We start from the raw sequence: 26,068 nt of genomic DNA, 5'->3' as shown, positions 1-26,068 counted from the left end.
CATTGCTTATCACAATCGTTTAGAATTTATTGACATCTCAAATCAAATTCCTGGTGCAACTATGATCGAAACATCAATAGCATTATACTAGAAGCTTATCATTATTAAGGTATTTCAAAGTGTTATTGAAGTACAGCCTTTATCGCTTTGCAAGAAAAGTGTTGTGTTAAATTTTCTCGATACTAAACTGCTCTATCATCAACGGTGACGGTGTTGCATAAAATTGACATAACTCCTGACGAAAGTGAGCAGCTCGTTGCGGCAATCCTCGTTCACAATAAGAAACTACTTGTTGATAAATAGCTTGTTTAAACGCATCAACATCCAAGGCTTGCCCATTTAAATTATCAACACTAACGTAGAAACGATATCCTGCAGCAACGGAGAGTATCCATTCTAAAGCCTGTGGTTTCGCTTCAACCCGTTGAAAAATAATTTGTTGCTCTGCCGTGCGGCCATCAGGCTCATACCAATAACCATAATCAACTTGTTTTCTGCGCTCCTTGCCTGCGATAAGCCAATGGGCACACTCATGGAGCGCACTACTAAAAAAGCCATGCGCAAAAAAAATGGCATGATAGGGTTGTTTTCCGTTGGCAGGAAGATAAACAGGTTCTGTATCCCCTTTAACTAATTTCGTGTTGTATCTCGCTTCAAAACAACGGTTAAAAATGGTAATTAAATCCTGATATTGATGCCTTACACCACTCAATACAATGTCTCCAAAAATTAGTGATTTTAATTTGAGCCTTCACTTAATTACCAGTGAATTTACGAAATTTGCCTACTTTTTGCCGTAAATAGTTTCTAAATTGCCTCCATCTGTCATTCTCCTTCATAACGTCATAAGAAAATAACTCCTTCGCACAGCATGACTGGAAAAAAACTGCTATCGTGCTGACATCATGCCGATATCCTCGGACATCTAGACATTATTACAAAGATCAGGCAGAATCCCTTCAATTTTGTCAAATCTCCTTATGATGAAGAAAATACTTGTTCTCCACGGGCCAAACCTGAATCGTCTAGGATTACGCGAGCCTAATGTCTATGGCTCAATGACGTTAAAGGAGTTAGATGTCTTGTTAAATCAAGAAGCCAAAACTGCTGGCATCTCGCTTACCAGCAAACAAAGTAACAATGAGGCTGAATTGATTGAGATGATTCATCAGGCAGCAGACGATAAAATGGATTATCTCATTATTAATCCTGCCGCTTTTACCCATACAAGTATTGCCTTACGCGATGCCTTATTAGCTGGAAATCTTCCATTCATTGAGGTTCATATCAGCAATATCTATGCGCGCGAATCTTTTCGCCATCATTCTTATTTTTCCGATATCGCCAAAGGCGTTATCAGTGGGTTAGGAGTTAAGGGATATTCCCTGGCTCTGCAAGCAATTATCAACGAATTAAATTAGAGAGTTATTATCAATGGATATTCGCAAAATCAAAAAATTGATCGAATTATTAGAAGAAACCGGTATCTCTGAAATTGAAATTAAAGAGGGCGAAGAATCGGTTCGCTTAAGCCGCCACAATTACTCAGGCGAACATCCTGCGCAAATACGTTATGTCGCTCCGCCAGTACACTCGACCCCACCACCAGCAGCACCTGCAGCAGCACCGAGTGAAAATAAAGCTACAGCACCAGTAACTGCAGGCCATAAAGTTCGCTCGCCAATGGTAGGAACAATGTATACATCACCCTCTCCCGATGCGGCACCTTTCGTAACTATCGGGCAGTCAGTCAAAGTCGGCGATACACTCTGTATTGTTGAAGCAATGAAAATGTTTAATGAAATTGAAGCGGATAGAGCAGGGAAAATAGTGGATATTCTGGTGGCTAATGGTGAACCCGTTGAATATGACCAGGCCCTATTTGTCATTGAAGAATAAGAGAGTTAATTGATGCTTAGTAAAATTGTTATCGCCAACCGTGGCGAAATTGCACTTCGTATTTTACGTGCTTGTAAAGAGCTTGGCATTCAAACTGTTGCAGTCCATTCTGATGTTGATAAAGACTTACTCCATGTACGCCTTGCTGATGAAACAGTATGTATTGGGCCTGCCAGTTCCCAAAAAAGCTATTTAAATATCCCAGCGATTATTTCGGCGGCAGAAATTACCGATGCTGTTGCAATTCATCCAGGCTATGGTTTTTTATCTGAAAATGCAGATTTTGCAGATATTGTTGAGCAGAGTGGATTTCGCTTCATTGGACCACGCGGAGATACCATTCGCTTAATGGGTGATAAAGTCTCTGCCATTGCTGCCATGAAAAAAACAGGCGTTCCCTGCGTTCCAGGTTCAGATGGTCCACTAACTGACGATGATGCCCGCAATCTTGAACTAGGTCGTCAAATTGGCTATCCGGTCATTATTAAAGCCGCTGGCGGCGGTGGTGGTCGTGGCATGCGCGTTGTGCATACAGAAGCAAATTTGCTGAATGCCATCGCACTAACTCGTAGTGAAGCAAAAGCAGCTTTTAATAACTCCATGGTCTATATGGAGAAGTTTCTTGAAAATCCACGGCATATTGAATTTCAGGTGCTTGGTGATGGCAAAGGGAATGCCATTCATTTAGGTGAGCGCGATTGTTCCATGCAGCGCCGACACCAAAAAGTCGTTGAAGAGGCACCTGCTCCTGGTATTAGCCCTGAATTGCGCCAAAAAATTGGTGAATCAGTCGTTAATGCCTGCCGTGAATTAAAATATCGTGGCGCAGGAACCTTTGAATTTTTGTATCAAGATGGTTGCTTTTATTTCATTGAAATGAATACCCGTATTCAAGTTGAGCACTCAGTCACTGAAATGATTACCGGTATCGATATTGTAAAAGAACAAATTAAAATTGCCAGTGACATACCCTTTACGTTACAGCAGGAAGATATCAAATTTCGCGGTCATGCTATCGAATGCCGAATCAATGCTGAAGATGCAAAAACCTTTATGCCTTCACCTGGTACTATTCGTTTACTGCACCAACCAGGGGGACCAGGCATTCGTTTTGACTCTCACATTTATAGTAGTTATACCGTACCACCGAACTATGACTCCATGATTGGGAAACTAATCAGTTATGGCGAAACACGGGCAGAAGCCTTTGCCAGAATGCGCAATGCGCTCGATGAGATTATTATCGATGGCATTAAAACAAATACAGAATTACATCAACGTATTCTTAAAGATAAGGCTTTTATGCAAGGTGGAACGAATATCCATTATCTAGAAAAAATGTTGAAGGAATAATTTCGTGTGGTATGAAGTAAAAATTGATCAATGCCACCGTGATGATGTGGATGCATTAAGTGAAGCGCTGGAAGAAACTGGCGCTTTATCGATTACCCTTACTGATAAACATGATGATCCTGTCTTGGAGCCAGAACCAGGAACCATGCCCCTTTGGCCTGATGTGATTATTAATGCCCTGTATGCCGAAGAGAATGATGCAAAGCAAGCGATGCAAAATTTAAGTTCGCAATATCAGAATTTGCAATTTTCCCTCCATACCTTGGCTGATCAGGATTGGGAACGCGCCTGGATGAAAGATTTCAAACCACAGCGCTTTGGCCAGAATCTATGGATTTGTCCTTCATGGATGGAGCCGCCAGAACCGAACGCGGTTAATTTGATTTTAGATCCCGGATTAGCATTTGGCACAGGAACTCATCCAACAACCTTTCTTTGCTTAACTTGGCTTGACCAGGCGCCATTGCAAGATAAAACAGTGATTGATTATGGTTGTGGCTCAGGAATTCTTGCTCTTGCTGCATTAAAACTTGGTGCTGCCAAGGTGTATGCTGTAGACATTGATGAGCAGGCTTTGCAAGCAACTACCAATAATGCTCTTGCCAATGTGGAGAATGCCTCCCAACTAAGCATAGGGTTTCCTGAGAATTTGGATAGTAAGGTTGATTTATTAATCGCTAACATTTTGCTAGCACCACTGCTTGGTTTGCAAAGCAAATTTAAAGACTTGCTTAAAACCAATGGGACCCTGATAATCTCTGGAATTTTGGAAGATCAGGCAGCCTCGTTAATTGAGGCCTATCAAACTGATTTTAATCACCACGACTCCAAAACAATGGATGGCTGGTGCTTATTAGTTTTTACCCGCCGCTAATAGACTTTGGTCCAACACGCCGCGGAATATATGCACTGAACTATAAATTGCGTTTTAATGGATCTCATAATCATGACTGACCAGAATTTTGTTCCTTTCATTCCCAAAAGAGCATTGTTAAGTGTTTCTGACAAACGGGGCATTGTAAAATTAGGGCAGGTACTTCACAGTCATGGAATTGAACTGGTTGCGACGGGTAATACAGCAGCGCTTTTGCAAAGTCATGACTTACCAGTAACGGACGTTAGTTCTTGTACCCATTTCCCTGAAATGCTTGATGGTCGAGTCAAAACATTACATCCGGCAATTCATGCAGGTCTTTTAGCACGTGGACAAGAAGATGAAATTCTCTTACATGAACACCAAATCGAAAGATTTGATTTATTGGTGGTAAATCTATATCCATTCGAACAAACTATTAGCAGCCATGATTGCGATTTTCAAAAAGCTATCGAAAATATCGATATTGGTGGACCAGCCATGATTCGCTCGGCTGCGAAAAATCATGCTCATGTCTTTGTTGTAATTACTCCTGATGATTATGATTCAGTGGAAACGTATCTACGTACTAAAAAAGCTCCGAAAAATTGGGGATTTTTATTAGCAAAAAAAGCTTTTGCTCATACAGCAGCCTATGATGCCGCTATCGCTAATTATTTAGGCACATTAAATGATGCTAAAGAACCTTCTGGTTTCCCCTCTGTATTGACATGTCAGTTTAAACAACAATCTGAGCTGCGTTATGGTGAAAATCCTCATCAGCAGGCCATCTTTTATCGAGATAAAAATCCCCCGCAAGATTCCTTAGCTATGGCGGAAGTAATTCAAGGAAAACAACTCTCTTATAATAACCTGCTTGATGCCGATGCCGCTTATGATTGCGTTCGTTCATTCCCGACAACAGAAGCAACCTGTGTGATTGTCAAACACGGCAACCCGTGCGGAATAGCTCTAGGTGACACAATTGGAAATGCTTATTTACGTGCCTTCCAGGCTGATCCAATCTCAAGTTATGGTGGAATTTTAGCCTTCAATCAAACGATTGATGAAGAAACCGCCAAACTTATTCTGGAAAAGCAATTTGCAGAAGTCATCATTACTCCTGCTATTACTGAAGCAGCCAAAGCTATTTTTGCCACAAAACCAGCGATTCGTATCTTAATCACCGGCGAATGGCAGGTACGAAATGAATCCAGATTAGACCTGCGTAGCATTCATGGTGGATTACTTGTGCAAGAGCATGACGACTATTTAATTAATAACAAAGAATTTAACTTCATAACTGAAAAAAAACCGACAAAGCAAGAGATTCAAGATTTAATGTTTGCATGGATAGCAGTCAAACATGTCAAATCAAATGCCATTGTTCTCGCTAAAAATACGGCTACTTTGGGTATTGGTGCCGGACAAACCAGTCGCGTCATGAGTACACGCATCGCTTTATGGCAAGCAAAAGAAGGGGGATACTCTACCACAGGTGCAGTTCTGGCATCCGATGCATTTATTCCTTTTACAGATACAGTCGATATGGCCATTGAAGCAGGTATCACGGCTGTTATTCAGCCAGGAGGTTCTATCCGTGATAAACAAATTATTGAAAGAGCAAATACTGCTGGGATAGCAATGGTGCTGACGGGTTATCGCCATTTTAAACATTAATTAACTTTTTAAGTTCTTAGCGCATCAATTAGAAGTTGACGCTGATGCTGATGTTTGTTCTAGGGTGGCTACTGTTGGCCCATTGTCTTCTGTGCTTGAAAACATAGAAAGATTAGTCAGAGCAGATCGATTATCTTTGTATATTTCAAAAGGCCTATTGATATCAAGTACTCGTTTATCCTTAAGAATTGTTGAACTGTCATGATCTGCACGGATTAGAAAGCCTCTACCTTCAGTGCCATCATAAACAGGAACTTGACCAAAAGACGTTAGTAAATGAATATCTAATCCTTCCAGAGGCTTTTTTTCTCCCTTTGCTGCCTTTTGGTGATCGGCACAAATTTCCAAGCCAAAACGAATACCCTTGATGGTAAATTCTGGTGAGAAAAGAGCTTTATCAGTTAAATCAAGTTGACGTAACAAAGCACCTTCTCCAGGCAAAGGAGTTTTTCCAAACATCACTACCCTGGGGACCAAGTGTTCCAGCTCATCCTCAGCATAGCTAGCTACTTCTAAACGCTCACAATTAGATCCTAGAGCTTCAACAAAATCCGCTTCCAAACATAAGGACTTGCGTATCAATCGAGACTTAGCAGTTTTAGTAACACTTTTTAAATAATCCCCTTTTTTGATTAGCCTTAATAACTGTCCCTGATAAAACACTGGACTAATATTCTGTACGTAGAGCCCAGCATTATAATTTTTTGATTTATTCTGACGATAAAATTTGCGATCAGTTATTTCTTTCTCAACGGATAAATAAATAGTTCCAGGAATAAGCAGAATATTGGGGTAGTTCTCACTGAGCTTAGCAAGTTCCTCTACAAAATAATTTAATCCTTGGGCTTGAGAAACACATTGAATGTGTTTTCCACCACTTTCAAAAAAATCTTCATGCCCAATTACAATTCCCATGCAATCAGACTCTTCACTTATCAATTCATTCGTATGATCCATAGCCAGTTTTATGACTTCTCTGGCTTCCATCAAAAATAGGTCTGTCTGCTTTTCAATGGTTAAGTTGGAATCAATATCAAGCGGTTTAAATACAGGTAAGAAAGTAACGCGAAACTTCATTATTGTCACAAAAAGATTAATAATTGATCATTATGTCAAACCAAATCCAATGTGGCAATAATTAAATCATAAAGTATCTTAAATAATCTTTATTATAATCGACACCACACTAGTTACTGCAGCATCGATTAAGACAAAGAAACTAGTTAATACCTGTCATGATTAAGTGCTTTATAAATATCTATAAACGTAGATACCCTATTAATATCGATGGGGACGTGAAGACGACGCGCAATATCACTTGCAGAAAGAATACCGCGTATATGATGGATATCCTCTTCAATAACTAAAAAATGTTGCTTTCCTTCATTCTTCAATGTTTCGACCACATCTCTTATCCTACACCGCTGCAAATCATGAAAGGCAATCGCTTTTAAACCAGTCCGGGGTGTCATCACGTCACTAACTAAAATTTGATGTCTAGGGGTATGGTGAGAGAGCGCCATCATTTTCTCGCCAACCAAGTCAGCATAGGCCACAGCACCAACAAACTCGTCATTTTTCATAACTAGCTTTAATCTGACATGTGTTTTCTTCATCAAATCTTCCGCTGCCACCACGCTCAGGGATTCATCAATCACTAAAGGTTCTATTTTTTGGAAATCTGTAAAAATATCTAATGCAGGGGAATCCAGTGTAATGGGCAAGGCTTCCTCAGGTGTAGTCAAGTGATCTATTTTGTTAATGTCATAAGTTTTTAAAATCATAATATGGCTTCCTTGTACAGCGATTATCTAATAACAGCTAACAAACTAATTATTTCATAAAGATAGAATTTTGTCCCGTTGATTACTAATTCCTCACTTGACAATATACCCCTTGGGGTATATACCTTATAGGGTATATTGGAGAAAAGTATGTTGAAACATCCTACTCATGAAAAAGAACTTTCACGGATTAATCGTGTTCTTGGACAACTTGAAGGCATTAAAAAAATGATTGAGGAAAAACGTTATTGTGTCGATATCATGACGCAATTGCGAGCCTCTCGTAATGCGCTAAAGACAATTGAGTTGAGCGTTTTAGAAACTCATATTGGTCACTGTTTAGCGCAGGCTTGTACTACAGGTTGCGAAGCCGACAAAAATGAACGTATTCGCGAAATTATTAATTTGCTGCAAAAATACGAGTAAGTAAATTATGAATCATGACCATCAGCATCATCATTCTAAAAAATCCAAACATCAACATAGCTGTTGCCATGCTCAAGCAACCTCACAATCCGTGAAATCATCTCGCACACTGCAAGGAGCAATTTATACCTGCCCCATGCACCCTGAAATTCGCCAAAATAAACCAGGGAATTGCCCAATTTGCGGCATGGCATTAGAGCCTGAGACCATTACTCTGGAAGAAGAAAAAAATCCTGAATACACAGATATGCGTTTTCGTTTCTGGGTTGGATTCATTTTATCATTGCCTGTTTTCATTCTTGCTATGGGTGAAGCACATTTATTTCCCAATTTTCCAGCACGACTTTCAATATGGATTCAACTATTGCTAGCGACTCCCGTTGTTTTATGGTGTGGCTGGCCTTTTTTTCTTCGTGGCTGGCAATCATTGAAAACCAGACATTTAAATATGTTTACACTTATTGCCATGGGTACGGGGGTAGCATGGGGTTATAGCGTTATTGCCACCTTGTTTCCAGCGCTCTTCCCTTTAAGTTTTCACAATGACCAGGGCGTTATACCAGTCTATTTTGAAGCAGCAGCGGTAATAACTACCTTGGTATTACTAGGTCAGGTTTTAGAGCTTAAAGCTCGCGAAAAAACCGGTGGGGCTATACGTGCTTTATTAAAGTTAGCCCCAGATACCGCTCATCGATTGGACGATAACAACCTTGAGAGTGAAATTAGCCTGGATAAAATTGCAACAGGCGACAAACTGCGTGTCCGCCCCGGAGAAAAAATCCCAATTGATGGGGAAATTATCGAGGGATATAGCAACATTGATGAATCAATGATTACCGGAGAACCCATTCCCGTCACCAAAGAATTAGGTGCAAAAGTTATTGGTGGGACTATTAATCAAACGGGCAGCTTTATTATGAAAGCTACTCATGTAGGTAGCGATACCATGTTACAACGCATCGTCCAAATGGTGAGTGAAGCGCAACGCAGCCGTGCCCCAATACAACGCCTTGCAGACACCGTTGCTGCCTGGTTTGTTCCTATTGTTATTTTGGTGGCACTTTTTTCCTTCGGTATCTGGTTCGCAGTAGGTCCACAACCCTCTATAAGTTATGGGTTAATTGCTGCCGTTTCTGTTCTTATTATTGCTTGCCCCTGTGCTTTAGGTTTAGCAACGCCGATGTCCATCATGGTTGGTGTGGGCAAAGGTGCTGGTACAGGCGTACTCATTAAAAACGCAGAGGCTTTGGAGCGTTTAGAAAAGATCAACACGCTGGTAGTAGACAAAACAGGAACACTCACCGAAGGACATCCCAAACTCACACAAATCATTACACCCCAATTTTCACAAGAAGAAGCCTTATCACTCGCAGCTTCCTTGGAAAATAACAGCGAACACCCCCTGGCTCGCGCGATTGTTTTGGCAGCCAAGGAGAAAGAGTTAGCTCTATTGACTGTTACAAATTTTGACGCACCTTCAGGAAAAGGAGTCCGTGGCATCATTAAAGGTCAATCTATCGCCATTGGCAATGCAATCTTGATGAAAGAAGAGCAAGTCGACATTTCCGCTTTTCAAGTGAAAGCAGATGAATTAAGAGCGACAGGCGCATCTGTTATGTACATGGCAGTTGAACATGAAATTGCAGCCATGTTAGTCATTGAAGATCCCATTAAAGACAACTCGAGCAAAGCCCTTAAAGCCTTACAAGAAGAGGGTATCGAGATAGTTATGTTAACGGGTGACAATCGCAAAACAGCGGAAGCAGTCGCAGCCAAACTTGGTATTCAACAGATTGTCGCTGAAGTGTTGCCAGCCGATAAAAGCCGCATTGTTGCTGAGTTACAACAGAAAAACAAACTCGTTGCTATGGCTGGTGATGGCGTAAATGATGCCCCTGCACTTGCTAAAGCAGACATTGGCATTGCCATGGGTACAGGAACGGATGTGGCTATAGAAAGTGCTGGAATTACCTTGCTCCATGGTGATTTACATGGCATCGTTAAAGCTCGACGCCTCTCAGAAGCAACTATGCGCAATATTCGGCAAAATCTATTTTTTGCATTTATTTATAATGCCTTAGGCATTCCTGTCGCCGCAGGAATCTTGTACCCATTAACAGGCTTATTACTCAACCCAATGATCGCCGCTGCTGCGATGTCATTGAGTTCTTTCTCAGTGATTATTAATGCATTGCGCTTGAAGTGGACTACGTTATGAGGTTTTGTCGAGTACATTTTACAAGAGCACTCTGCACTATAATCGGCTTGGTGCCAGCCTTAAGCGTGGCTGCTTCGCCTTTGAATTTAAATCAACTAACAAAAATTGCTATTGAAAATAATAAAGATTTAAAAGCAGCACAATATAATGTTTCTCTTGCAGCAGCTCGCATAAAGCAGGCAGGATTATGGCCAAATCCAAGTTTACAACTGGCAACAACCGATGATCGTTTTTTTACTAATGAAGGCGAATATACACGCAGTGTAGGGTTTAGCCAGGCGTTCCCGGTTTCTGGGCGTTTGGGAAAACAGAAGAACGTTGCTCGCGTAGATATTGCCATTGCCCTGGCAGAAATCAGAAATGCTAAACGACAACTTAGAGGTCAGGTTGCTGACAGTTTTTATGCAATTCAAATTACCGATAAACGCTTAAAGCAATTGAATAATCTTTTAGTTATAAATCAGCAGTTAATGCAGGTTAGTCAAAAACGTTTTTATGCTGCAGAAGTCTCGGAACTGGATGCCAACACCGCTAAATTGGAATACCAACGTATTTTACAGGAAAAGCAGGGCCTGGATAGTTTGAAAATAAATCAAGTGGCCCAACTTAATCAATTGTTAGGACGCACCGAACAAACCCCATTAATCCTCGATAAACGCCTGGTAAAACCTGGAGTATTACCTGCTTTAGCGGAACTACAAACCAACGCCTTACAACAGCGGCCAGAGATACAAATTGCCTGGCTAAATTTTCATCGTGCCCAAGCCGACCACCAGCTTGCTCGTGCCGAACGATGGGCAGATTGGACCGTGGGCTTAGGGGTACAACAAGATAAAATTGCAGTCGACGGGGCTCCAGTGCAAAAACCCGATCGCGCCCTTAATGTGAATTTAGCCATTCCCCTACCGCTATTTAATGCGAACCAGGGACGGATTAGAGCTGCAGCACTCACCGGCACTCAAAATCTTATCAAAGTACAAGCTCTTCAACTAGCGATTAAAACGGAGATTGCAAGCAGTTACGGGCAAGTAAAAGCGTTACAAATGACGTTAAGTCAATCGCAAACTGGTGAAACCAGCAAACTAATTCAGCGCAATGTGAAATTAGCCCGAGAAGCTTATCGAAATGGCCAAATCTCTTTACTTGAGGTCCTGCAAATCCAACGGCAACAGAATGAACTGCAGACAACCAGACTCAATATTCTTGAAAAATACTTACAAGCCGTAGTGAAATTATGTACAGCATTGGGAAATAACAAGTTGGCGCTATGTGCCCCCTTTTCAGATAACAGGATTATCAATGTGTGCATTCATCATGAAATTTCTTAAAAGACCATTACCCTTTTGGCTCATTTTTTTGTTGCCCATGACTTATAGTGTGGCCATCTTTGCCCATGGTGAAAAAATTGAAATATCAGATAAACCCCGTGGACCTGTTTTTTTGACGAAGGAACAAGAGAACATCATCGATTTAAAACTTATTAAAGCAAGTAAGAGCCCATTGGTGCAAACACTTGGCCTTAATGGAGAAATTCAACTTTTACCTGATGAACAAGCAGATGTCAGCGTAAGAATTAGCGGTAATGTTGCGGCCTTATATGCCAATCTTGGCGATCAAGTAAAAACTGGACAACCATTGCTCAAAGTGCAATCGCGATTAATTGGAGATCCTCCTCCAAGTATTGTCATTAATGCGCCCATGTCAGGCATTGTTGATGCGCGAAATGTCACGCTTGGACAAGCAGTAGAACCCAATACCATTCTCTTTCATATTAGTAATCGAAATCGTCTTCTCATGATTGCTAAAGTCTATGAAGAAGATCTAGGGAAGGTAAAACTTGGGCAAAAGGCTTACCTGCATGTATTAAGCTATCCCAAGCAAACTTTTATCGGCAAAGTGATTTTGATTGAGCCGAACCTTGATTCCATTACAAGAACCGTCAATGTGCAAATCCTTCTTGATAATTCCGACGATTTATTAAAGCCTGGTATGTTTACACGGGCTAGTTTGGTTTTACAAGAAAATAAAGAGGCACTTACCGTTCCTAATACCGCTATTTTGGAAGCAAACGATGAAAAATTTGTTTTCCGCCGCAAAGGCAATCAGTTTCAACGTGTCGTTGTCAAAACGGGTATGAGCGATGACATGAATACGGAAATTATTGAGGGTCTTGTTGAAGGTGATGAGGTTGTTATTCAAGGAAATCGGCAACTTTATACTCTTTGGCTAACCGGTGGACAACCATCAACAACAGAGGATCAGCAATAGATGTTTAATCGTCTCGTCGCATGGTCACTTGCCAATCGTGCCTTGGTGCTGGCCCTGACCCTTGCCTTATGCATTCTGGGTGGTTACGTCTTGCAAAAAATGCCAGTCGATGTTTTCCCCGAATTTGCTCCACCTCAAGTGGTTGTACAAACCGAAGCGCCCGGCATGGCCCCTCAAGATGTTGAAGCTCTAATTACCTATCCCTTAGAAAGTGCAATTAACGGTACTCCCGGGGTAACGAATGTCCGTTCAAGAACATCCGCAGGCTCATCAACCATTGTGATTATTTTTGATGATAAAACAGATATTTATCGCGATCGGCAATTAGTTAATGAGCGTATTCAACAGGTTGCCAGTAAACTGCCACCCGGCACAACGCCTCCTGTCATGTTACCCGTTATTTCTGCTGTGGGCTGGATGATTAAATATGCGCTAATCAGCGACAGCCTCTCTCCCGAAGAATTAAGAACCATTTCAGACTGGGTAATTCGTCCACGAATCCTGGCTTTAGGAGGCGTTGCGTCTGTCGTTTCTTTAGGCGGGGAAGTAAAGCAATATCAAGTTCTTTTAGACTCTCAACGTATGCTTGCCTATCGTATTAGCATTGAAGAAGTTCGCCAGGCATTAGAAAATTCCAACCGCAATGTTCCCGGTGCATTTCTGCAAAAATCAGGAAGAGAATTAATTGTGGGAACCATCGGTAGAATAAAAACATTGGAGGACATACGCAAAACGATTATCACAACACGCAAAGGTATTCCAATCACGATTGGTAATGTTGCAACAGTTACTTTCGGTGGTGAAATAAAACGAGGTGATAGTGCTTATGGGACTCAAAATGCCGTTATTGGCACAATTTCCAAATCTTATGGAGCAGATACTCTTACCACGACTCATAAAGTGGAAGCTGCTTTAGCGGAAATTAAAGCCTCTCTTCCACCTGGCGTACAATTTATAACAAATGTTTTTCGTCAAGCCAATTTTATCGAAGCAGCCATTAAAAATCTTAGCCTTGCGCTTTTAGAGGGCGCATTAATTGTGATTGTTGTTCTCTTTATTTTTTTAATGAATATACGCGCTTCATTGATTACTTTTATCTCTATGCCTATTTCTTTTGTCATTGGTATCCTAATCCTGAGTTTATTTGGTCTTGGCATTAATGCAATGACTCTTGGCGGCATTGCGATTGCTATTGGCGAGGTCGTTGATGATGGCATTATTACTGTAGAAAATGTCGTGCGGCGGTTACGTTTGAATCGCCTGTCAGCCAACCCTCTTCCAAGTTTATCGGTTATTTTTGGTGCCGTACTTGAAATCAGGAACTCCGTTATTTATGCAACCATTATCATTTGTTTAGTATTCATCCCCATTTTCTTTCTTTCCGGTGTTACAGAGCGAATCTTTACTCCCTTAGCCGTTGCCTATATCGCCTCAGTTTTGGGTTCCCTCGTGGTCTCGATAACAGCAGTCCCAGCGCTTTGCTATCTTCTCTTAGTCAATAAAAAAGAGAAACAAAATGATGAACCTGTTCCCTTACGGGAGTTGACACAGCAACAAACTTCGCCGGTATTATTGCCAATACAAGAGAATGATTATGAAGAAAAAGAATCGCGTTTTGCGCTTTGGCTTAAGCATCATTTTCAACGTATTTTGCATTGGTCACTTCATCATTTCTGGTTAATTATTAGTGCAGCTCTCTTGGCTTTAGCATTGACTTTAGCTCTCTTTCCATTTTTTGGCTCAGCCTTTTTACCTGAATTTCATGAAGGGAATTTCATCATTGCCATGACAACCTTACCGGGAACCTCTGTTGAAGAATCGATGCGTTTAGGTAAACAAGTTCGCAAACGCTTATTAAAATATCCTCAAGTTATTTCTATCGCACAACGTGCAGGACGTAGTGAATTAGATGAGGATGCATTGCCACCTAATGTCAGTGAATTCGATCTTTATCTTGACTTTGATAAAGATAAAACCATGCCCCCGGCAGAGTTATTAAAACGCATTCGTCAGGATTTAGCATCTATTCCCGGTGCCGTGTTTAATATAGGCCAATTCATTGCCCATCGTATGGATGAAGTACTCTCTGGTGTACGAGCTCAAGTCGCTATTAAAGTTTTTGGCGATCACCTGGCAACCCTCAATCAATTAGGCGACTCTATTACCAAGCTACTTAAAGAAATCCCAGGGATCGTTGATATTAACAAGGAACAGCAAATTAACGTACCGCAGTTAATTATTAAAATTGATCGTGAGAAAGCAGCTTATTACGGTATTAATGTCGGGCAAATTTCTGAAGATATACAAACCTTACTCAATGGTATCCGGGTTTCAAGCGTACTTGAGGGACAGCGTACCTTTGATCTCTATTTACGGCTAGCTGAGTCTGGACGGTACAGTGTTAAGGCGGTTCAGGATATGCTAATTGATGCCCATGGTATTGTCTCCTCACAAACAGAAAAAATTCCCTTACGTGCAGTTGCTGAAATTTCAGAGCAGGAACAACCTTTTTTGATTAATCGTGAAAACGTGCAACGCATGATTGTTGTAGCCTTTAACGTAGAAGATCGTGATTTAGGTGCAGTGATTGGTGAGGTTAAGCAATTGGTGAAAGAAAAAGTAAAGCTTCCCGCTGGTTACTTCATTCAATACGGTGGACAATTTGAAAACCAGCAACAGGCTGCTCGTATCATCATGCTTTTAGGTGGCTTGGCTATTCTTGCCATGTTATTACTGTTGTATAAAGCATTTGGCACCCTACGGGAAGCGATTTTGGTACTTTTTAATTTGCCTCTCGCTTTAATTGGAGGCGTTCTGTCACTCTTTATAGCCAGTGGCGAAATGAGTATTGCAGCTATGATTGGCTTTATCACGCTTTTTGGTATTGCAGCTCGCAATGGCATTATTCTGGTTACTCGTTACAATCAATTACAAGCAGAAGGAAGACCATTACAAGAGGTGGTCATCCAAGGCACCATGGATAGATTGATTCCTGTATTAATGACAGCAACTACAGCAGCGCTCGGTTTAATCCCTTTATTGTGGGGTTCGCCAGTAGGTAAAGAATTGGAACGACCGTTGGCACAAGTTTTATTAGGTGGCCTTTTCACATCGACCTGCTTAAATATGATTGTCGTGCCAACGGTATATAATTTTATTGAACAGTGGCGAGCGCGACGCAGTGAAATATAAGCCATCTTCACGCCTCACCAGTAAAACGAATTTTTATATAAACCACAAGTGGAGTCATGTTGTGAAAAAACTGAGTCGTATTTTTAAGAAAAAACCTTTACTTATTTTTCCCTTGTTGACCATGGCTTATCAATCTTTTGCTGCTAATATTCATTCAGAACATCAGCATCATCATCAACATCATGTAAAGTCTGTTTCGTTAAAAAAATTACCTACTGTCCATTTAACAATTGAAAAAATAATTGATCGTAACGGAAAAAAAGTTGTCTTTTTTAAGCTTATTGAGAGTGCAACTAATAAACTTGTTCGCTTAAGTGATCTTCAAGAAATTCACACCCAGAAAATTCATTTATTAGTCATTGATGACAGTCTGTCGGATTACAGTCATGTTCATCCACAAGCGACACAAGAACCAGGCGTGTATCAATTTGAATGGCAACCCGCTCGAAAAAATGCCACTTATCGAGCCTGGGCGGATCTCGTTCCACTCAAAACAAACACACAGGAATATATTATCACTGATTTAATCACTCCCAAATCCGCAAACATCACGCACAAAATTAATAATCAACCATTTTATGAGAGTGTCGTTGATGGCTATCACTTCAAATTATCCTTTGATAAAGCCACACTGGAAGTTGGGCAACCAGCCATGGGAAAAATAATAGTAACTAATGCTAAGGGACAACCCATTCATTTCTTACAACCAATCATGGGAGCTTTTGCTCATATCGTTGGCTTTAATGATGATCTCAAAACAGTTGTTCATCTTCATCCTATGGGTAAAGAGCCCACAAAGGCAACTGACCAGGGAGGACCTGAATTGCTATTTCATCTAGAACCTGAAAAAGCTGGCTTTACGAAAATCTTTGCTCAGGTAAAAATCCATGGAAAAGAGCTTTTTGCTCCCTTTGGAGTCATTATTGAAAAGACTACCCAAGGGTAGGACTGTTGTAAATTAGTCTTTATGCAGCATGTCACTCCCGCCTTCGCGGGAATGACACAGTATGGACAATAGATTTGTTTAAGCTGCGGGTGCTGCTATAGGGGCCAAATTTTTATCCAATTCCTCGATATGTTGCTGCGTTGCCGTTTTTGCAAAGAACAGGCAAGAATTAAACGACAATTTATTATCCTTGATTCCGGAGTAAAGTGTTTTGCCTATTATTGCTACAGCACCAAATACAGTCAGTGCAAGACCAATATTGATTAAGATAGGTTTCCAAATTTCCCGATGCGTATTCATTAAGTCGTCCTGTGAATGCAAGGAATCATGAAATTGTTTTTTCATACCCTTAATTTTTTCTTCATCACGATCAGATTTTTGCACTTCAAAATAAAGAGCTTCCCACTGTTTTTGTAGGTCAACGGCAAGTTTTTTCGCAGCAATACCTTTTACGCCAATCAACGTATTCCCTACTCTCTCTATTTCTTTAATTCCTTGCGATATGGGTAGATTATCAAAATCCGTCAATTGCTGAGAGAGCCTCTCGATAAGAGAAGGAAATAAAACAAACGATTTAAACTTGCTATAAAAGATACGCTTTAAAGCTATTGTACTATCGTTCCCCAAAAGAATTGGTTCAACCGTATCCTCAATTTGTGACTGAAGTTTAGCTTTTTGACTCATAACCTCTTCTTTGTCACCATTTAACTGTAACGATTTATAGTACAGTTCTTGCCATTGCCGCAGAAAATCCGCTGATTGAAGATCTTTATATAAGGCATGAAAAGCCATCATTCCATTGAGCGCTACAGTAAGGTCTTGCTCGTAAAACTCGATGATTCGAGCATTAATTTCCATAGTAATTGGTTTAAGCACAATTTCTGCGGAAAAGACATTGGCAAATTTACTCATGATGGCCCAAGAACTTTGTTCTAAAATAAAATTCTTAGTCTCATTTACTAATTGCTGCTTGAATTTAATTTTCATCTCTTGAATAAGAGTAGAGTTTTTATTCACTTTTGCAGATTCTTTTAGGATAGATCCCCATTTTAATCTTAAATCAGCCAGAAACCTTAAAAACTCTGCTCTTTTTTCTACATCACACTCCCTCTGACCAAACTCCTCCATTTTTTTGATAAGTTCATGGGTATCATCTGGATTTTCAAGATCAATTAAAAAAGCAGCAAATTCTGGTGACTCAGTAACATCCAGATCGCAGCAGTACTCAGAAAATGATGGTATAGCAGAAGGATATTTAGCAAATAAACCTTTTATTTTGGAAAGATTAACGTCAGCTTGAAACTGTAATTCATGAAAAACTCTTCTCTCTAATTGATTTAACAGATAGTTAATCGCCTTGTCTTCGTTCGATATAGACCCTTTAGTAGTAAATTTTTTACGACCTGTAGCTATATCCTTGCTAACCTGTGCAATATCCCCCGCCAAGTTTAAATCTTTGGTTAATGACCGACACAAATCAATGAAATCTGCGTTCCAAAAAGCGCTATCTTCATTGACTTTGCTGTAAATTATTGCAAGACCTAACACATACTGCGAAAACTCGGCCAAGTTAACAGCACCATCCTCACTGCTTTGAAATTTTTCATATGCTTTTTCGATAACCCCTAATAACATGCCTACTGGAAGTTTTTCCTTATGAACGTCATTTCTTAAACCGGAAAACAATTTTTTCAAAAAAGATTTCGCTTGCTCTTGTTGAGCAATTGTTATTTTGGCCACTAAAGGCTGCATCAGATCGGTATACCACATACATTATTCAGGTTGTTGCTTTGTAGCAAAGATAACATTTGAATATTAAGGTATTATTAAAGAACAAATTGCCAATCTCATTACCAGACAACACAAATGAAGCTCATGCTTTACGCGTGGATGAAGATCGCTATGTGTGCTAACTTAAAGTCATTACTATTAGAATCATGAGCTTGCAAAAAAATCGTTCCTATTCCAGAACCAAAGTTCCCGCCTCTGGGAACTCCCAGGCATCCAGTTTTTTTGCTTTATCAAGCGCATCTTCCCCAGACAAACTGTGAAAAAAAGTAAGGAAGTATCTCTCGCAGCGATCTTGTAATTTATAATTATCGGCAGATATATCTGAGGGCAACATAACGTTTCCTTGACCACCAAATTGACAAATCTTCTTCGTTGGATTGGCTGCAAATCCAATAATCGAATTTTCAATATCCAGAGGCAATCTCAGCCGTTTTTTGGAAACTTGTTGCAATAAACTGGCAATGGATATTAACGATGCTTTTTCTTTGTTAGGTTGAGACTGCATCCTACTCTTCATGGCTGCAAGATTTTTTCTTATTAAAAGCAAATTGTCTTCTTGATTTTCTTGCATGCACAGTTGCATTTCTTTATCAAGAATTTTTCCATACAAATGCAGACGCCTTAGTGTCGCTTTTATTTGTAACTCAAGATATTGTGAGTGAAATTCATCAATAATTTTTTGTAAAATAGAGGCCTTATACCGTTCAGTCAAACTCCATGATATGGTTGATTCTTCATAACGCTCAATCATTGGCATTTCACCTGTACAACTCCCAGGGCAATCATTTGTAAAATAGATTGGCTCATTTGATACAACAGTAATTTTTCTCGTTAACAGTTGCTTTAATTCTTCAGGGTTACTCGGGTACACCGCCAGATGGTCACAGGTTCTTTTAAACCAGTAAAAATCGATTTGACTCCCTATTTTGAGTTTTGTAAATAGAGGTGCCCAAAGTTGTTGATAAACTAGACCTGAGTCATCTGCCTGGAGTGCCTCTTTAATCCGTTGACTCAGTTCACATAGCTCCGTTTTAATTTGAGATTGCAGTAAAGTTACACGTAGTTTTTGCTGGTAACGAGCCAGACTATCATTGATATAAGAGAGGTTAATCTGATATAGCGGTTGAACAGCGTCCTGAAGATGTTTTAGTTTTTTCCCAATATCACCTTCAAAATTTTTGATTTCTCTATTCGTGATTTTGATTTTATCAATATACTTTGCCAACTCATGGATATTAAGATAAAAATCATCGCTTTGTTCTTCAGTAACTTCTGCAATAAGACGGTGATATAAATCGTTCAACCTGCCCAGTGCTTTTTTACGACTCTCTTTTCTGCTCTTTTTGTCTCCAAAACATTGCTGCAAAGCATTAATGCCTGTTGTTCTTTCAGGGTATTCATTATTGGCATTTAAAATATCAATAAAAATAATTGCCTTCAGTAGTGACTTTCTTGAACTTTCGTCCCTTTTTAAAAAAGAAGGAAGATGAACGGCCTCATTTCCATTTTTATCTATTTCTTTGTTACGTTTAGTAAATAGTATTTTGATGCCAGGCATAGCAAGTCTCCGAAAACAATTTGCGTAGTATTTTCTCGACAATTATTTGGCTGAGGATCTTGGTTAGCACTTCACTAATATCTTAGTGGTTGCTCTCTAGCAGTTAGAACTTGATAGGTAACTGCCAGAGATATTACGATTTTTGACAAGTTAAATCGACGCTTCAATTAATCAAGTAAGCCCAATTCCTTAACGGTATCGCGTTCTTGACGTAGTTCCTCTAAAGTAGCGTTGAACTTGCCCTGGCCATAATCATTAAGTTGCAAGCCTTCGACAACTTGAATTTCGCCATGTACACGTCGACAAGGGAAAGAGAAAATTAACCCTTCATCAACACCGTACTCTTCTTGCGAACTCAAACACATTGAGAATGATTCATTGGCAGGCGTATCATTGGTTAGATGATTAACTCCCTGAATAATTGCATTAGCAGCTGAAGCAGCTGATGATGCACCGCGCGCTTTAATGATTGCCGCACCACGTTGTTGTACGGTTGGAATAAAGGTATCCTTTAGCCAAACTTCATCATTAATCACTGACGCAGCAGGTAAACCATTAATTTTTGCATTATAGAAATCTGGATATTGCGTGGAAGAATGATTTCCCCAAATGGTCATTTGACTCACTTCAGTAATATCAACACCCGCTTTTTTAGCAAGCTGTGTGCGAGCACGTAATTCATCCAGGGTTGTCATCGCGTAGAAGCGATCATTAGGAACATCTTTAGCATGGTTCATTGCGATTAAACAGTTGGTATTACAGGGATTTCCTACAACAAATACGCGGATATCATCGGCAGCATAATCATTAATAGCCTGCCCCTGCTTTGTAAAAATACCACCGTTAATTTGTAGTAAATCAGAGCGCTCCATCCCTTGTTTGCGTGGTACTGAACCAACTAATAAAGCCCAATTTACTCCATCCATAGCTTGATTTAGGGAAGACGTACAAACAATGCGCTTTAATAAGGGGAAAGCACAATCGTCTAATTCCATTGCCACCCCTTCAAGTGCTGGCAATGCGGCTTCCAACTCTAATAATTGCAGCTCAACATCCGTATGGGGTCCAAACATTTGCCCTGAAGCAATTCTAAATAATAAGGCATAACCAATTTGCCCGGCAGCACCGGTGACTGCAACTCTCACACGTTTATTCATTATTCTTTTCCTTTCTCCACCATTGTTTGACTAAGAAAAGCGCAGCAATACTTCGCGCTTCCGAAAAATCAGGCCGTAGCAATAATTCATCCATAGCATCCAAGGGCCACTCCACCACCTCAAGCGGTTCAGGTTCGTCACCGGGTAGGGGTGAATGATATAAATCATATGCAACAACCAGATCTAGCGCTGCACCAAAATAACCAGGTGCTAACGTCATTCTTCTTAGCGAGTGCAATTTTTTGGCTGCAACACCCACTTCCTCACGTAATTCACGATTGGCAGCCTCCAAGGATGTCTCTCCCTGGTTGACCACCCCTTTGGGAAAGCCCAACTCATAAGCATCCGTTCCAGCCGCATACTCACGAACCAAAAGTAACGATTCTGCAGCAGTAATCGCTACAATGAGTACGGCGCCATGACCATGACTGCGAATTCGTTCATAAACTCGTTCTGCACCGTTTGCAAAATGAAGCTGCATTTGCTCAATGGTAAACAGATTGGATTTAGCAATCACCACCTTTTTTGAACAAACTGGCTTCTCTCGCATCTTCTCATTACCTTCCTGGAAATTATCAAGTAGAGCAAATACCAACGACAAAGATCAACTAAAATAGAAAATTAATTCCTTTTTATTCATCCACCTTCAGGCATGGAATCGCTGTAAAGGAGAATTTGTTAGTCAATGCTATGTTTTGTAAAATTTATAGTCATGATACTATTGCATGCTCCAACAAGCCAGTCCGATTTAAAACAATGCTGCCTACCTCCCTGTATATTCATATTCCGTGGTGTATCCGCAAATGCCCGTATTGCGATTTTAATTCACATAAAAGTCCAGGGAATTTACCTGAAGCTGATTATGTCCAGGCATTGGTAAATGATTTTAAAGAGGATTTGTTATTTTTTCGCGCGTCTGAAATTAACAGTATCTTTATTGGCGGTGGAACACCGAGCTTACTATCGGCCAAAGCGTATGAATCCCTATTCAACCAATTGAGTCATTTAATCTCGTTTTCAACGAATATAGAGATAACGCTTGAAGCCAATCCAGGCACCGTCGAGCAACAACGCTTTAATGATTACCGTCAATTAGGAATCAACAGACTTTCTTTAGGTATACAAAGCTTTAATGCAGACCATTTAAAACGTCTTGGCCGCATTCATGATGATGAACAGGCTCATCGTGCTATTGACGCAGCGCGGCGGGCAGGATTTGATAACATTAATATCGATCTTATGCATGGCCTGCCTGATCAGTCCATTGAACAGGGCCTGGAGGATTTAACCACTGCTATAAATCATCAACCTGAGCACCTGTCCTGGTATCAATTAACCATTGAGCCCAACACTGTTTTTTATAAGCAACAACCTGCTTTACCTAATGAGGATGATGCTTATGAACTAGAAGAACAAGGGTTAGCTCTCCTGGCATCCATGAATTTTTCTCGCTATGAAATATCAGCATTTTGTCGCGCTGACAAATCGGCCCAACATAATTTAAATTATTGGCTCTTTGGTGACTATTATGGCATCGGTGCCGGTGCTCACGGAAAAATCACCACAGCAAACGGCCAGATTTATCGAACACGAAAACATCGTCAACCCGCAGATTACCTGGACAGGAGCAAACCTTTTCTCGCAAGCAAAGAGGAGATAGAAGCTAGTTCTTTATTGTTTGAATTTATGCTCAACACAACACGCCTGCAACAACCGATTCCTTACGCTCTTTTTCGTGAACGAACTGGACTTTCTTTGACAATGTTAGAACCTTTGCTTGCAAAAGCTGCCCACAAAGGATTAATTAGCCTGCATGACACCTACTGGCAAATTACTGATTGGGGGCGACGCTATACCAATGATCTGCAAGGTTTATTTCTACCAGAATAAGGACAACCTCCAGCAATAGCCATGATATTTAATTAGCCATTTAGTATTATTTTAATAAGAAATTACTCAATTTTATCATTGCATCTCATATCTCCTATCTAGATATCTTCACAACGATTCAGCTTTCATTAATAATGAAGTTCTTTTTCTTTGCTTGGAGGCGTGATGTTATCAGCCCTGTTGTTTCTTTTCGTTGTCGTGGTTGGCTATTTAGCAGGCTCCGTTTGCTCGGCTGTTATCGTTTCTCGCATTTTTTCACTTCCCGATCCGCGCAGCACTGGTTCTCAAAATCCTGGTGCCACCAATGTTTTAAGACTTGCAGGCAAAAAATATGCTGCCATTGTTTTATTAGCGGATGTTTTTAAAGGTCTTCTTCCTGTTTTATTTGCCAAAGCACTCGGTGCAGGCCCTATAGCAGTGAGTTTTACTTGTTGGGCCGCCGTAATGGGCCATATGTATCCTGTTTTTTTTGGTTTTCGTGGTGGGAAAGGTGTTGCCACAGCCATCGGGGCATTCTTGGGATTGCATTTTATGCTTGGCGTTTTAGTTATTGCGACTTGGTTACTCGTTGCTAACTTTACTCGTTACTCCTCCCTGGCTTCTATCGTTTCCATGACAATGGCTCCATGGTATAGCCTTTTTATTCCTGATGGCTTATTAATGTTTCCTCCATTATTTTTTATTGCGATGTTTGTGCTTTACAAACATCGAGATAACATCACTCGATTAATTGATCGCCAAGAGCCAAAGATCAAATTTACTCGTTCGTCGCTAAGAGAGGAAATTAGCGCAACATTACTTGAACAAGAAAAGGAACAAGAGCTGGAGCAAGAGCAAGCTCTTGAAAATTCTACTCCTATTCCGCCAGCATTACCCACACAAGTAACCCCTGCACAATCATTACAAATAGAAAACTCAACGCAGTCGAAAGAAAAGAAAGAGCCAGCAACAACCGCAACCAGCGGAAAAACAAAAAAGAAAGCGCCGAAAAAGGCAGCCGAAAAAGTGACTGCGAAGAAAGCTGGTGAAAAAGCACCAAAGAAGACTGCACCGAAAAAAGCTACAGAAAAAAAGCCCAAAAGACCGACTTAATTTAACTTGCTGGTTCAATCATTTGTGTAGGTAGGTTGGGTCATTTTGACCCAACAAACTTTATGCTAAAGGCCAACGTGCTTTGACTTCAATTGCTTGGTAACCGTCTTTTTCACCACGCAATAAACGCAAGCACCCTGCATAAGCAACCATTGCCCCATTATCGGTGCAGTATTCTGGACGAGGAAAATAAATTTCCCCTCCCGACTTTTGCATGAGCATAGTTAATGCTGCTCGCAGAGCCTGATTCGCCCCTACCCCGCCAGCAACGACCAGACGATTACTGCCAGTTTGAGTGACTGCCCGCTTACATTTAATAACAAGCGTTTCAACGATTGCTTCTTGAAAGGCGTGAGCAATAGCAGCTTTTGTTTGTTCATCTTTTTTACTATTATTCCAGGTCGTCAATGCATGCGTTTTTAATCCACTAAAACTAAAATCCAGACCAGGTCTGTCCGTCATTGGACGAGGAAATGCTGGTAATGCCTTCGCTTCAGGATTTGATGCCTTATCGGCGAGACTCGCTAAAATCGCCCCTCCAGGGTAAGGTAATCCCATTAACTTTGCTGTCTTATCAAAAGCTTCCCCTACTGCATCATCCAAGGTTTCACCAATAATATGGTAGTCTCCTAAAGCACGAGCTTCTATTAATTGGGTATGTCCACCAGAAACTAATAAGGCGAGAAAAGGAAACTCAAGTTCGGGGGAATCAAGTTTAGCAGCCAATAGATGGGCCTCCAGATGATGAATAGCCAATGCTGGAATCTGAAGTCCAAACGCTAAACTTTTAGCGAAACAAGCTCCTGTCAATAAAGCACCAATTAAACCAGGGCCACCGGTGTAAGCTATCGCATCAATATCTTTTTTAGTAATTGCCGCCTGATGAAACGCTTCATCTACTAAAGAGACAATGTATTTAACATGATCACGTGAAGCCAGCTCAGGTACCACCCCACCATAACGCTGATGTGTCGCCATCTGTGAATGAAGAGCATGTGCCATTAACCCCTTCTTGGAGTCGTAAATCGCTATTCCCGTTTCATCACACGATGATTCAATACCCAGTACTCGCATCGATACCTCTTCACTATGCTCAAAAAATAATCTGTCATTATAATACGAAAGATAGAACGCAAACACTAAGAATGCGCAGACAAGTTCATTGCAATTTAATTAAATGAATTTAAAATTCAGTATGACAATAAAACTTGACGATTGCCTTAACTGGCACTAGAATTGCCAGCCTATTATATTAAATTAATCAGAGGAAATAAGTTAATGCCTACCGTTCGTGTGAAAGAAGGCGAAAATCCTGAATACGCACTGCGTCGCTTTAAGCGCTCTTGTGAAAAAGCAGGAATTCTAACTGAACTACGTCGTCGCGAGTTTTACGAAAAACCAACTGCAGAGCGTAAGCGCAAGCAAGCTGCTGCTGTAAAACGTCATCTTAAGAAAGTTTCTCGTGATGTATCCATGTCTGCTCGCCGTAACGCTAAGCATAGACGTAAATAATCATGACCATTAAAGACCGTATCAGCAATGACATTAAAGACGCGATGCGTGCCAGGGACAAAATGAAACTGGATACGCTTCGCCTCATTACTGCTGCAGTCAAGCAAGTTGAAGTTGATGAACGCATCGACGTAGATGAAGAGCGCATGCTCGTTATTCTTGATAAACTTGCGAAGCAACGGAAAGAATCAATCGCACAATTTCAAGCTGCAGGACGTGATGATTTGGTTGCACAAGAGCAATTCGAGTTGGATCTTATCAGTCATTATTTACCTGAGCCGCTTTCTCAAGAGCAAGTTGAAGCGCTAATTGGCAAGGCAATTGCTGAAGTTGGTGCTGAAAAAATGAGCGATATGGGTAAAGTCATGGCTCTTCTAAAGCCTCAGCTTCAAGGTCGTGCCGATATGACAAAAGTCAGTGCGTTAATAAAGGCAAAACTGAGTTAATTC

General features: G+C 40.6%; 23 protein-coding genes. 15 read left to right on the top strand and 8 right to left on the bottom strand.

Features of this window, described 5'->3' with window-relative positions; all coding sequences use genetic code 11:
• Positions 1-166: 166 nt before the first annotated feature.
• The gene (locus PXX05_RS01150) at positions 167-712 is read right to left on the bottom strand and encodes an elongation factor P hydroxylase (protein WP_275089217.1); all 546 of its coding nucleotides are present in this window, start codon (positions 710-712) and stop codon (positions 167-169) included.
• A 271-nt stretch (positions 713-983) separates the two neighbouring features.
• Between PXX05_RS01150 and aroQ the strand changes: the two genes are divergently transcribed.
• The 5 genes from aroQ to purH all read left to right on the top strand — a co-directional run bounded on the left by aroQ (position 984) and on the right by purH (position 5,785).
• Entirely contained in the window at positions 984-1,421 is a 438-nt protein-coding gene (aroQ, locus tag PXX05_RS01145) for a type II 3-dehydroquinate dehydratase (protein WP_275090440.1), read from the top strand.
• Between the two features lie 13 nt (positions 1,422-1,434).
• Positions 1,435-1,899 (top strand): acetyl-CoA carboxylase biotin carboxyl carrier protein, encoded by a 465-nt coding sequence (accB, locus tag PXX05_RS01140; RefSeq protein ID WP_275089216.1) that lies wholly within the window; start codon positions 1,435-1,437, stop codon positions 1,897-1,899.
• Positions 1,900-1,911: 12 nt separating this feature from the next.
• Positions 1,912-3,252, top strand: coding sequence for an acetyl-CoA carboxylase biotin carboxylase subunit (gene accC / locus PXX05_RS01135; protein WP_275089215.1), 1,341 nt, complete (start codon positions 1,912-1,914; stop codon positions 3,250-3,252).
• Positions 3,253-3,256: 4 nt separating this feature from the next.
• Positions 3,257-4,126 carry a 50S ribosomal protein L11 methyltransferase gene (gene prmA, locus PXX05_RS01130; protein ID WP_275089214.1) on the top strand — a complete coding sequence of 290 codons (870 nt, stop codon included), beginning with the start codon at positions 3,257-3,259 and terminating at the stop codon, positions 4,124-4,126.
• Positions 4,127-4,195: 69 nt separating this feature from the next.
• Positions 4,196-5,785, top strand: coding sequence for a bifunctional phosphoribosylaminoimidazolecarboxamide formyltransferase/IMP cyclohydrolase (gene purH, locus PXX05_RS01125; protein WP_420844639.1), 1,590 nt, complete (start codon positions 4,196-4,198; stop codon positions 5,783-5,785).
• Between the two features lie 24 nt (positions 5,786-5,809).
• On the opposite strand, the gene PXX05_RS01120 is transcribed toward purH, so the two are convergent.
• Both PXX05_RS01120 and PXX05_RS01115 read right to left on the bottom strand, forming a co-directional pair.
• Positions 5,810-6,862 (bottom strand): hypothetical protein, encoded by a 1,053-nt coding sequence (locus tag PXX05_RS01120; protein ID WP_275089212.1) that lies wholly within the window; start codon positions 6,860-6,862, stop codon positions 5,810-5,812.
• Positions 6,863-7,008: 146 nt separating this feature from the next.
• The gene (locus PXX05_RS01115; protein WP_275089211.1) at positions 7,009-7,569 is read right to left on the bottom strand and encodes a CBS domain-containing protein; all 561 of its coding nucleotides are present in this window, start codon (positions 7,567-7,569) and stop codon (positions 7,009-7,011) included.
• Positions 7,570-7,719: 150 nt separating this feature from the next.
• On the opposite strand from PXX05_RS01115, the gene PXX05_RS01110 reads away from it, so the two are divergent.
• The 6 genes from PXX05_RS01110 to PXX05_RS01085 all read left to right on the top strand — a co-directional run bounded on the left by PXX05_RS01110 (position 7,720) and on the right by PXX05_RS01085 (position 16,619).
• Positions 7,720-7,995 carry a metal-sensitive transcriptional regulator gene (locus tag PXX05_RS01110; protein WP_275089210.1) on the top strand — a complete coding sequence of 92 codons (276 nt, stop codon included), beginning with the start codon at positions 7,720-7,722 and terminating at the stop codon, positions 7,993-7,995.
• 7 nt (positions 7,996-8,002) lie between these two features.
• On the top strand, positions 8,003-10,213 hold the full coding sequence (locus tag PXX05_RS01105; protein WP_275089209.1) for a copper-transporting P-type ATPase: 2,211 nt from the start codon (positions 8,003-8,005) through the stop codon (positions 10,211-10,213).
• Entirely contained in the window at positions 10,210-11,541 is a 1,332-nt protein-coding gene (locus tag PXX05_RS01100) for a TolC family protein (protein ID WP_420844603.1), read from the top strand. The genes PXX05_RS01105 and PXX05_RS01100 overlap by 4 nt, the downstream gene beginning before the upstream one ends.
• Complete coding sequence (locus PXX05_RS01095) at positions 11,528-12,481, top strand: efflux RND transporter periplasmic adaptor subunit (RefSeq protein ID WP_420844602.1); 954 nt, start codon at positions 11,528-11,530, stop codon at positions 12,479-12,481. Before PXX05_RS01100 ends, PXX05_RS01095 begins: the two co-directional genes overlap by 14 nt.
• Positions 12,482-15,673 carry an efflux RND transporter permease subunit gene (locus PXX05_RS01090; RefSeq protein ID WP_275089207.1) on the top strand — a complete coding sequence of 1,064 codons (3,192 nt, stop codon included), beginning with the start codon at positions 12,482-12,484 and terminating at the stop codon, positions 15,671-15,673.
• A gap of 121 nt (positions 15,674-15,794) precedes the next feature.
• A complete protein-coding gene (locus tag PXX05_RS01085) occupies positions 15,795-16,619 on the top strand; it encodes a hypothetical protein (protein ID WP_420844638.1) in 825 nt (274 codons plus the stop codon).
• Positions 16,620-16,697: 78 nt separating this feature from the next.
• Here the strand turns inward: PXX05_RS01085 and PXX05_RS01080 are convergent, their stop codons facing one another.
• From PXX05_RS01080 to nudE, 4 genes are all read right to left on the bottom strand, one after another.
• Positions 16,698-18,389, bottom strand: coding sequence for a hypothetical protein (locus tag PXX05_RS01080; protein ID WP_275089205.1), 1,692 nt, complete (start codon positions 18,387-18,389; stop codon positions 16,698-16,700).
• Positions 18,390-18,579: 190 nt separating this feature from the next.
• Complete coding sequence (locus PXX05_RS01075) at positions 18,580-19,968, bottom strand: hypothetical protein (RefSeq protein WP_275089204.1); 1,389 nt, start codon at positions 19,966-19,968, stop codon at positions 18,580-18,582.
• Positions 19,969-20,135: 167 nt separating this feature from the next.
• Positions 20,136-21,125 (bottom strand): malate dehydrogenase, encoded by a 990-nt coding sequence (locus PXX05_RS01070; protein WP_275089202.1) that lies wholly within the window; start codon positions 21,123-21,125, stop codon positions 20,136-20,138.
• On the bottom strand, positions 21,118-21,726 hold the full coding sequence (gene nudE / locus PXX05_RS01065; protein ID WP_420844601.1) for an ADP compounds hydrolase NudE: 609 nt from the start codon (positions 21,724-21,726) through the stop codon (positions 21,118-21,120). Before nudE ends, PXX05_RS01070 begins: the two co-directional genes overlap by 8 nt.
• A 155-nt stretch (positions 21,727-21,881) precedes the next feature.
• Between nudE and hemW the strand changes: the two genes are divergently transcribed.
• Positions 21,882-23,015: a radical SAM family heme chaperone HemW gene (hemW, locus tag PXX05_RS01060; protein WP_275090437.1), complete on the top strand. Its 1,134-nt coding sequence runs from the start codon at positions 21,882-21,884 to the stop codon at positions 23,013-23,015.
• Between the two features lie 165 nt (positions 23,016-23,180).
• On the top strand, positions 23,181-24,107 hold the full coding sequence (gene plsY, locus PXX05_RS01055; protein WP_275089201.1) for a glycerol-3-phosphate 1-O-acyltransferase PlsY: 927 nt from the start codon (positions 23,181-23,183) through the stop codon (positions 24,105-24,107).
• Positions 24,108-24,167: 60 nt separating this feature from the next.
• On the opposite strand, the gene tsaD is transcribed toward plsY, so the two are convergent.
• The gene (gene tsaD / locus PXX05_RS01050; RefSeq protein ID WP_275090436.1) at positions 24,168-25,181 is read right to left on the bottom strand and encodes a tRNA (adenosine(37)-N6)-threonylcarbamoyltransferase complex transferase subunit TsaD; all 1,014 of its coding nucleotides are present in this window, start codon (positions 25,179-25,181) and stop codon (positions 24,168-24,170) included.
• A gap of 204 nt (positions 25,182-25,385) precedes the next feature.
• Between tsaD and rpsU the strand changes: the two genes are divergently transcribed.
• On the top strand, positions 25,386-25,619 hold the full coding sequence (rpsU, locus tag PXX05_RS01045) for a 30S ribosomal protein S21 (protein ID WP_058442419.1): 234 nt from the start codon (positions 25,386-25,388) through the stop codon (positions 25,617-25,619).
• Positions 25,620-25,621: 2 nt separating this feature from the next.
• The gene (locus PXX05_RS01040) at positions 25,622-26,065 is read left to right on the top strand and encodes a GatB/YqeY domain-containing protein (protein ID WP_275089200.1); all 444 of its coding nucleotides are present in this window, start codon (positions 25,622-25,624) and stop codon (positions 26,063-26,065) included.
• Positions 26,066-26,068 lie beyond the last annotated feature (3 nt).

It is taken from the genome of Legionella cardiaca (genome assembly GCF_029026145.1).
Lineage (GTDB): Bacteria > Pseudomonadota > Gammaproteobacteria > Legionellales > Legionellaceae > Tatlockia > Tatlockia cardiaca.
The sequence above is the reverse complement of the archived record's forward strand: the minus strand, read 5'-3'. Positions and strand labels throughout refer to the sequence as shown.

Coding starts and splice junctions, on each gene's coding strand:
- PXX05_RS01070 (WP_275089202.1), bottom strand. CDS start 21,125: ATGAATAAACGTGTGAGAGTTGCAGTCACCGGTGCTGCCGGGCAAATT.
- PXX05_RS01095 (WP_420844602.1), top strand. CDS start 11,528: ATGAAATTTCTTAAAAGACCATTACCCTTTTGGCTCATTTTTTTGTTG.
- aroQ (WP_275090440.1), top strand. CDS start 984: ATGAAGAAAATACTTGTTCTCCACGGGCCAAACCTGAATCGTCTAGGA.
- PXX05_RS01080 (WP_275089205.1), bottom strand. CDS start 18,389: ATGTGGTATACCGATCTGATGCAGCCTTTAGTGGCCAAAATAACAATT.
- PXX05_RS01120 (WP_275089212.1), bottom strand. CDS start 6,862: ATGAAGTTTCGCGTTACTTTCTTACCTGTATTTAAACCGCTTGATATT.
- rpsU (WP_058442419.1), top strand. CDS start 25,386: ATGCCTACCGTTCGTGTGAAAGAAGGCGAAAATCCTGAATACGCACTG.
- hemW (WP_275090437.1), top strand. CDS start 21,882: ATGCTGCCTACCTCCCTGTATATTCATATTCCGTGGTGTATCCGCAAA.
- PXX05_RS01110 (WP_275089210.1), top strand. CDS start 7,720: ATGTTGAAACATCCTACTCATGAAAAAGAACTTTCACGGATTAATCGT.
- accC (WP_275089215.1), top strand. CDS start 1,912: ATGCTTAGTAAAATTGTTATCGCCAACCGTGGCGAAATTGCACTTCGT.
- PXX05_RS01090 (WP_275089207.1), top strand. CDS start 12,482: ATGTTTAATCGTCTCGTCGCATGGTCACTTGCCAATCGTGCCTTGGTG.
- PXX05_RS01115 (WP_275089211.1), bottom strand. CDS start 7,569: ATGATTTTAAAAACTTATGACATTAACAAAATAGATCACTTGACTACA.
- PXX05_RS01040 (WP_275089200.1), top strand. CDS start 25,622: ATGACCATTAAAGACCGTATCAGCAATGACATTAAAGACGCGATGCGT.
- tsaD (WP_275090436.1), bottom strand. CDS start 25,181: ATGCGAGTACTGGGTATTGAATCATCGTGTGATGAAACGGGAATAGCG.
- PXX05_RS01075 (WP_275089204.1), bottom strand. CDS start 19,968: ATGCCTGGCATCAAAATACTATTTACTAAACGTAACAAAGAAATAGAT.
- PXX05_RS01085 (WP_420844638.1), top strand. CDS start 15,795: ATGGCTTATCAATCTTTTGCTGCTAATATTCATTCAGAACATCAGCAT.
- PXX05_RS01100 (WP_420844603.1), top strand. CDS start 10,210: ATGAGGTTTTGTCGAGTACATTTTACAAGAGCACTCTGCACTATAATC.
- accB (WP_275089216.1), top strand. CDS start 1,435: ATGGATATTCGCAAAATCAAAAAATTGATCGAATTATTAGAAGAAACC.
- PXX05_RS01105 (WP_275089209.1), top strand. CDS start 8,003: ATGAATCATGACCATCAGCATCATCATTCTAAAAAATCCAAACATCAA.
- plsY (WP_275089201.1), top strand. CDS start 23,181: ATGTTATCAGCCCTGTTGTTTCTTTTCGTTGTCGTGGTTGGCTATTTA.